Raw genomic sequence first — 7594 nt, 5'->3', positions numbered from 1 at the left:
ATAACGGACTCGGAATCTCAGGTAGATGTGTGAATACGATAGCCCCATGGAATGGGGAGGAGAAAACGAGGCGATCCCGAAGGCATGTGAATACCACGGCATAGCCAAAGAGGCGAAGGTGTTTCGAGCCAAATCATGACACCCACTCACCGTCCCAAATGGCGCAAACACGACTGTCACCGCCTACTGCAGGATTCGGTACAGGCGTGTAAGCAAGCATGTGTCAGGAACAGCCATAGATCCGTGGCCAACGTCTAAATGCCGTTCGTCGTCGGGCGAATCGCACCCAGCCCTATCGGGCGGAGCGGGCGCTCTGGATCAGACGTGCGACCTCGCCGCCAAGCGTCTCAGCCTGGGTTTGTAGCACGCTAGACGCTTCCAGAACGAAGTGCGACGCCTTGGAGGTTTCTTCCGCGGCATCGGAGACACCATTGATATTGCGGGTGACTTCACCCGCCCCGGTGGCGACCTGCTGGATGTTTTGCGAAATTTCCTGCGTCGCGCCACTCTGTTGTTGCACGGAGGCAGCAATGGCAGCGCACACCTGGCTGAGGGACTCGATAATATCGCTAATGTCCTTGATCGCAGCCACTGAGCCCTGGGTTGACTTCTGAATTTCAATAATCTGACCACTGATGGTCTGGGTCGCCCGACTGGTCTCGTTGGCCAGGGACTTGACCTCGGTCGCCACGACGGCAAAGCCTTTGCCCTGCTCGCCCGCCCGCGCCGCCTCAATGGTGGCGTTGAGCGCCAGCAGGTTGGTTTGAGACGCGATATTGTTGATGATGTTGACAACCTCGCCGACATTTTGCGCGGCACCGGACAATTCCAACATCTGCGCCGAGGTGCGTTCGGCGTTCTGGGTCGCCGTGCCGGCAATGCGCATGGCGTCATGGACCTGACGCGAGATTTCCGCGATCGAGGCGACCAATTCTTCGGCGGCGGCAGCGACCGTCTGGGCATTGACCGAGGCCTCTTCCGAAGCGCTGGCGACGGCGACGGATTGGCTGGTCACTTGCGTCGATATCGCCGACAGGCCGACAGCGGTCGTGTTCAGTCCCTTGGCGCTGCCGGACACCTCACCCAATATTTTGCTGACCGAGCCTTCAAAGCCAACGATCTGTTCGATGATCTCGTTGCGCTGGCGTTTTCCGGCGTCCAGGTAGACAGCAATGGCGTAGTCCATATCCATCAAGGTGGCACGGGTGATGGCCTGCTGGAGGGCTAGCGTATCTTCGCCGGAGGCTTTGCCAAACAGCCCGGCGGGCTTGCGGCGGGCGATACTGGCGAGAAGCGAATTGAGTAGGAAATTATAACCGCCAATGTACCAACGGGGCTCAAGTCCGATCCGGTTGTGCACTTCACCGATGACCGTCACAGACTGGACATAATCGTGGCCAAAATTTCCCTGCAACAGCATGCCCCAATGTTCGATCTGCTTCTGCTTGGCATGATCCATGTGGCGGCGGTCGCGAAAGAAGCGCTTCGCCTCGGGGAAGCGTTCAATATGGTCGTAAAATTCGTCCAGCGCCGAAGGCAGCAGGCCCATGATGTAGGCACGGTTTTCGCGCAGCAATCGACCCATCTCCGCCGTGATGGCGTGAAACCCGATCCGCTCCGAAGAGGCGGCGCTTGCTGCGTGCTGTACCATACTAACTTCCCCGAGAATCAACTTCGGTTTACTATAACCCAAGGTTGATAAGAGAGCCTGAATGGTAAACGCTTCGCTAATCCCCGAAGGACCAGGGCGTTATTATCAAAAATAATGGGAAGATAGTCGGCAATTTCGCTGCGCGCACGACGAGCGAGACTTGGCTGGGGAACTAGGACTCGAACCTAGAATGACGGTACCAAAAACCGCAGTGTTACCATTACACCATTCCCCAGCATAGGCCGGCTCCGGGCTTGCGCCCGAGAGAGGCGGTGAGATAGCCCAACCTTTTGCGACATGCAATCCCCGTTGCACATTTTTTCCCCAAAGTTTTTCCAACAGTTATAAGCCCCACATGCCTGCCCCACTGATCGTCCTGCTACCGGGTACCGACGGCACCGGCGCCTTCTTCGAGGACCTGGTGGCGCACCTCACGCCCCAGGCCGAGGTCCGGGTCATCGCTTATCCGCAATCGGGTCCCCAAACCTATGAACATCTGGGCGCTCTGCTGTTGGCGCAGATGCCTACGGATCAAGACTATGTTCTGGTCGGCGAATCGTTCGGCGGCCCGCTGGCGGTTTGGCTGGCCGTTCATGCGCCGCGGCCGCCGGTCAGGCTGATCCTGGACGCCACCTTTGCCGCATCGCCGTTTGGACGGCTGGGGCGGTGGGTCAGGCCGTTGCTGTGGATCGGCGAGCATCTGCCGCTATGGACGTGGCAGATCGACCTGATGCTGTTCAACGGTCGCAACCGCGCCTGGGCGCAGCGCATTCATGACGCCGTGCGCCTGATTCCGCGCCGCGTGTTGCTGGACCGGGTGCGCGCGGTGCTGGGCTGTGATGTGCGGTCGTTGCTGGACGCGGTGGCCGTGCCGGTGCTGTGTCTGAATGCCGCCCGGGACCGGTTGATTCCGCCCTTCCTGCCGCGGCATTTCGGCCATCGGTCCAACCTGCGCATCGTCAATCTTGATTTGCCGCATATGATCTTCCAAAGCGCCCCAGGATCGATTACGCAGCACCATCTCCTTCCGTTCGTGAAAGACTGAGATGCGGCCCTATGACATGCCTGAGGTGCAGGCCTACAACCAGCTGATGGCGTTCAGCTTTCACAAGTTTACCGGGCAACCGATTGCGAACGGGGCCGAGTTGGCGCTGGCCATGTGGCACGCCCCTCAGGCCATAGTTTCGCATGGCACGCAGGCGGATCCGATCTTCCGCTATGCCAATGCGCGGGCGCTGGCGCTGTGGGAGATGGACTGGGCGGCGTTTACCCGCCTGCCGTCAAGATTGAGTGCCGAGACGACACCGGATATTCAGTCGGATCGCAATGCGCTGTTGCAGGCCGCCCTGGCCAAGGGCTGGGTCGATACCTATAGCGGCGTTCGGGTCTCAAGCACCGGCAAGCGCTTCGAGATCCGCGACACCGTGTTGTGGAATGTTGTCGATGAAGCCGGTGTTCGTCACGGCCAGGCGGCCTTCATCCGCGACTGGCGACACCTTTAGTTTTGTGGTAGGTGGCGGCCATGTTCGAACGCCCTGCCCCTGCCCCGTTTGTTATCGCCGCCTTCTACCATTTCTTCGACTTCCCGCAATTCGAAGCCATGCGCCAGCCCCTGCTCGACGGGCTGGTGGCGCGGGGCATCAAGGGATCGATCCTGATTACGTCGGAAGGCGTCAACTCAACGATTGCCGGAACACGTGAGGCCATCGACGGCTTCATGGCCTGGCTTCAGGCCGATGTTGTCGGCGCCCCCATGCGGTGGAAAGAGTCTCAGGCGGCGTTTCAGCCCTTCGGCAAGGCGCGGGTACGCCTGAAGAAGGAGACCATCTCGCTGGGCGAACCGGTATCGATGCGGCGGTTCGGCCAGTATGTGGAGCCAGATGCGTGGAATGCGCTGATCCAGGGCGATGACGTCGTGATCATCGACACGCGCAACGACTACGAGGTCAATCTCGGTACGTTCGCCGGCGCCATTGATCCGAAAATTCCTAATTTCAAACACCTGCCGCAGTGGACGCGCGACCATCTGGACGCCTTGCGCGGCAAGCGGGTGGCGACCTTCTGCACCGGTGGGATTCGCTGTGAAAAATATACCTCGTGGCTGATCGATAACGGTGTCGAGGACGTCTATCATCTCCAGGGTGGCATCCTGCAATATCTGGAGGATGTGCCGCGCGAACAGTCGCTGTGGCAGGGCGAATGCTTCGTGTTCGATGAGCGAATCGCCGTCGATCACGACCTGCAGCCGTCGAAAACCGCCGTCCTGTGCAAGCATTGCGACCACGCCCTGACGCCGGACGACCAGGTCAGTCCGGACTATATCGAGGGGGTTGCCTGCCCGCACTGTCACGGCGATCCGAAATACGCCCACGACACGCTTCCAGCAGCCGGAAAATACCCCGGCCGCACGAAATTTTAGGCATTTTTTGCGACAATGCGCCCCTCTGGTGCAGGGCCGTCACAAGCCTGCGCAAATCGTTAACTATAACATCCTCTTCATTTGACCTCCGGCCGTTAAGGTTTATGGTGGAGGCCGGGATGTCGAGTGGGATGATGGGTCTTAGATGAAGCAGTTTTTTATTACCTTGTCGGCCGTGATCGTCGGGATGATTGTGGTCCTGGTCGCATTGCCGATTGCGCTGATTACCATGGTCGCTTCGTCCGCCACGCCGCAGACCCGCGGCGATGTTGTGATCTCGCTGGACCTGCGCCAGAAGATGAGCGACCAGGCGGCGTCGGGCCCGTTCGATTTCCTGACCGGCAGTACGTTGTCGACCGTGGAGGTCGTCACCACGCTGCATCGCGCGGCGGACGACCCCAAGGTCAAGGCCGTGTTCATGCGCCTTCCTGAAGGCGGCATGTCGCCGGCCGCCGCCGAAGAGATTCGCGAAGCCATCATCTATGTTCGCCGCGCCTCCAAGCCGGTGATCGCCCACAGCCAGGGCCTGTACCCGAGCGGTATGGTGATTTCGTCCTACATGCTGGGCGCTTCGTCCAGCGAACTGTGGATGCAGCCGCGCTCGTCCTTCCAGGTGACGGGGATTTCCAGCTCGGAGATGTTCTTCAAGGATGCGTTCGACAAGTACGGTATCAGCGCCCAGTATGAACAGCGCGCCGAGTTCAAGAACGCGGTCAACCCGTATCTGTATAACGACTTCACGCCCGAACACCGCGAAGCGACCTTGTCGTGGATGGGCAGCATCTATCAATCGATGATCGGCAATATTGCCAGCGATCGGCGCCTCGACAAGACGGTGGTGCAGACTACTCTGGAAGCCGGTCCTTACGGCGCCGAAAAGGCGTTGGAACTGGGGCTGATCACGCATCTGGGCCAGGTTCATGATGCCGAACAAGCTGCGCTGAAGCGTGGAACCAATGCAAAGGTGATGTCGCTGGCCGATTATTCCCGCACCCTGGCACCGGATAGCAAGGGCGAGACCATCGCCATCATCGACGGCGAAGGCGCCATCATGACTGGCAAGGGCGGGGGTGGCGGCTTCGGCAGCCAGAAGATGATGATGTCGGATGATGTCTCCGAAGCCTTCTATACCGCCATCAAGGATCCCAAGGTCAAGGCGATCGTTTTCCGGGTCTCGTCTCCGGGCGGATCGGACACGGCCTCGGCCCAGATCGCCGAAGCCATGAAGGACGCCAAGGAAGCTGGCAAGCCGGTCGTGGTGTCGATGGGCGATTATGCCGCTTCGGGTGGTTACTGGATCGCCTCAGGCGCCTCGGCCATCGTTGCCAACCCGTCGACCCTGACCGGCTCGATTGGTGTGTTCGGTGGCAAGTTCGCCATCGGGGATGCCCTCGCCCGCTTTGGTGTCGACATTAAGGACATCCATGTCGGTGGCGATTACACCGAGGTCTTCAGCGAGGCCAAGGGCTTCAGCCCCACCCAGCGCGCCGCTCTGTCGAGCTGGATCGACCAGATCTACAACAGCTTCATCACCCATGTCGCCGCCGGCCGTAACCTGCCGGAGGATAAGGTCCGCGAACTGGCCAAGGGCCGGGTGTGGACCGGCGCTCAGGCGGTCGAGCATCGCCTGGTCGACAAGGCCGGTGGTTTCTATGCCGCCGTCGATACGGCCAAATCGCTGGCCAAGATCGATGCCTCGGCGCAGGTGCGGCTGGTGCGATATCCGAGCAAGCCGTCGATGTTCGGCGGCGTCAGTAACAGTGTCCAGATGAGCCTAACCGGCCTGAAAACCCTGTCTTTCCTGGGCTGGGCGATGAGCGATCCAAAGGCCGAAGCGGTCATTGACCGTGTCGCTGATCAACGGCTGCGCGAACAAGGTGCGACGATTATGGCGCCGCAACCCTACGAGACTGCGCCGGCGCGCTGATTGCCGCCCCTCACCTGTCAGCAAGACAAAAACGCCCGGAGCGCCGCTCCGGGCGTTTTTCGTGATCGTGTTGTTCGGGCTTCAGGCTTGGCGCGTCTATGGGGCGAATTGTCTGCCAATCGCCCCCCGTTTGTCGACACATTGATCGCCGCAACGGCCCTCACCTACGGCAAGGCCGTGCAAGGCGTGCTAGGCGCCAACCGCTTTTCGCCAGCAGATGAGTTCACCGTCTTCCGCGTCGGTTCTTGTGCCCGCGCGCTGAAAGCCATTGCGCTCCAACACGCGCTGAGACGCGAGATTAGCAACAGAGGTCTCGGCCGTGACCGCGATCAGATCCGGACGTTCAGTTGCCCATTTCAAAACCTCGCCCACACCACGCGATGCGGCTCCCCGGCCTTGGCGGCTGGTCGCTACTCCATAACCAATATCAATGGCTGCATCCGTCGGACCAGCGGTGATTGAACACAGACCGATAATCTCGTCGTCTTCTATGATCCACCAGGCGGCCGGGTCACAGGTGGGACGTATCGTGTTCGCCAGACCACGCAACATTGCCAGAACCGTATCCGGCGCGATCCCACCGTCGGCCATAGGCATGCCTCGGACCTTTCCCTCGCATGCCAGGGTGTCAAAATCGGAATCTTCAGCAGCTACGATCATCAAATGTGTACCATTCGTCCATATCCATCCAGCAAGGCGTCATGCATCGATCCGTCAAACGTCATGGGCGCAAAAAATTGAGCATTTTAGTAACATGATATCAATTACTGGAATAATAGCAGTTTATCTATCCCTACCTAACTGATCTTGATTCGAGGCTTTGGGCCTCGCTTTTGGGGTGAAAATGACTTTCGGAACATCAGGGGTGCCTCGGCGCGCCGTCATCTAAGTGGCCTATGGCCCTCGGATCGCTCGCTGGTTGATACCGCTAGAACTTAAGGCACCGGAACTAGGAACTGCGATATTGGAACTGGATCATGTCTTCATTTTTTGTGGTCCGGAGGATGGCCTTGAAGAACGGCTCAAGGCAGCGGGTTTCGTCGAAACCTATCGGCGGTGCCATCCCGGGCAAGGGACAGAAAACATATGTTTTTGCTTCGACAATGCCTTTATCGAGTTGCTTTGGGTAAGCGACGAAGCTGAAGTCAGAAGTTCTGCGATCGCTCGGACGGGTCTGTTTGAACGATCTAGGTACATCGACCTTGGGACCTGCCCATTTGGGATTGCCTGGCGGGGCAACAGTAACATTTCGACGTGGCCGTATCGACCGCCCTATTTGCCAAAACCAATGGCAATTGATGTCGCCACCGATGGCGACGCCGCCCAACAGCCGATGATGTTTAGATCTCCCGGTGATAGTCCGCCTATCTCCTGGCCGGATGAGCGTCGCGGCAATCTTCAGCGACAGGCCGGATTTCAATCCGTTCGCATCCGAGAATTCGTAATGCCTGCGAACACTCCACCAAGCACTGCGCTGCAACTACTGGCGAAGAACCTTGGCTTCGCCATCTCAAACTCCGAACGAGGGTACCGTATAGATCTTGAGATCGTTCGGTTGCACGGACAAATGCCGGTAGTCATATCCTTGCTTTAGACA

Annotated in this window: 7 protein-coding genes and 1 tRNA gene; 5 read left to right on the top strand and 3 right to left on the bottom strand. The window is 59.1% G+C overall.

The window, feature by feature from the left end:
• Nucleotides 1-292: 292 nt before the first annotated feature.
• Complete coding sequence (locus tag ABI_RS21120) at nucleotides 293-1651, bottom strand: globin-coupled sensor protein (RefSeq protein WP_006275107.1); 1359 nt, start codon at nucleotides 1649-1651, stop codon at nucleotides 293-295.
• A 161-nt stretch (nucleotides 1652-1812) separates the two neighbouring features.
• Nucleotides 1813-1886: transfer RNA gene (locus ABI_RS21115), tRNA-Gln, on the bottom strand.
• A gap of 120 nt (nucleotides 1887-2006) precedes the next feature.
• Between ABI_RS21115 and ABI_RS21110 the strand changes: the two genes are divergently transcribed.
• The 4 genes from ABI_RS21110 to sppA all read left to right on the top strand — a co-directional run bounded on the left by ABI_RS21110 (nucleotide 2007) and on the right by sppA (nucleotide 5997).
• Nucleotides 2007-2696 (top strand): alpha/beta fold hydrolase, encoded by a 690-nt coding sequence (locus ABI_RS21110; protein WP_006275106.1) that lies wholly within the window; start codon nucleotides 2007-2009, stop codon nucleotides 2694-2696.
• Nucleotide 2697: 1 nt separating this feature from the next.
• Nucleotides 2698-3153, top strand: coding sequence for an MEKHLA domain-containing protein (locus tag ABI_RS21105; RefSeq protein WP_006275105.1), 456 nt, complete (start codon nucleotides 2698-2700; stop codon nucleotides 3151-3153).
• 20 nt (nucleotides 3154-3173) lie between these two features.
• Nucleotides 3174-4070 (top strand): oxygen-dependent tRNA uridine(34) hydroxylase TrhO, encoded by an 897-nt coding sequence (trhO, locus tag ABI_RS21100; protein WP_006275104.1) that lies wholly within the window; start codon nucleotides 3174-3176, stop codon nucleotides 4068-4070.
• Between the two features lie 145 nt (nucleotides 4071-4215).
• Nucleotides 4216-5997 carry a signal peptide peptidase SppA gene (gene sppA / locus ABI_RS21095; protein ID WP_006275103.1) on the top strand — a complete coding sequence of 594 codons (1782 nt, stop codon included), beginning with the start codon at nucleotides 4216-4218 and terminating at the stop codon, nucleotides 5995-5997.
• Between the two features lie 189 nt (nucleotides 5998-6186).
• Here the strand turns inward: sppA and ABI_RS21090 are convergent, their stop codons facing one another.
• On the bottom strand, nucleotides 6187-6657 hold the full coding sequence (locus tag ABI_RS21090; protein ID WP_040309811.1) for a GNAT family N-acetyltransferase: 471 nt from the start codon (nucleotides 6655-6657) through the stop codon (nucleotides 6187-6189).
• A 304-nt stretch (nucleotides 6658-6961) separates the two neighbouring features.
• On the opposite strand from ABI_RS21090, the gene ABI_RS24635 reads away from it, so the two are divergent.
• Nucleotides 6962-7591: a VOC family protein gene (locus ABI_RS24635; protein ID WP_157139041.1), complete on the top strand. Its 630-nt coding sequence runs from the start codon at nucleotides 6962-6964 to the stop codon at nucleotides 7589-7591.
• Nucleotides 7592-7594: the final 3 nt, after the last annotated feature.

It is taken from the genome of Asticcacaulis biprosthecium C19, from assembly GCF_000204015.1.
Lineage (GTDB): Bacteria > Pseudomonadota > Alphaproteobacteria > Caulobacterales > Caulobacteraceae > Asticcacaulis > Asticcacaulis biprosthecius.
The sequence above is the reverse complement of the archived record's forward strand: the minus strand, read 5'-3'. Positions and strand labels throughout refer to the sequence as shown.

Bases quoted from the DNA above. Each gene is read 5' to 3' on its own strand.
- ABI_RS21120 (WP_006275107.1), bottom strand. From the start codon at position 1,651: ATGGTACAGCACGCAGCAAGCGCCGCCTCTTCGGAGCGGATCGGGTTT.
- ABI_RS21110 (WP_006275106.1), top strand. From the start codon at position 2,007: ATGCCTGCCCCACTGATCGTCCTGCTACCGGGTACCGACGGCACCGGC.
- ABI_RS21105 (WP_006275105.1), top strand. From the start codon at position 2,698: ATGCGGCCCTATGACATGCCTGAGGTGCAGGCCTACAACCAGCTGATG.
- trhO (WP_006275104.1), top strand. From the start codon at position 3,174: ATGTTCGAACGCCCTGCCCCTGCCCCGTTTGTTATCGCCGCCTTCTAC.
- sppA (WP_006275103.1), top strand. From the start codon at position 4,216: ATGAAGCAGTTTTTTATTACCTTGTCGGCCGTGATCGTCGGGATGATT.
- ABI_RS21090 (WP_040309811.1), bottom strand. From the start codon at position 6,657: ATGATCGTAGCTGCTGAAGATTCCGATTTTGACACCCTGGCATGCGAG.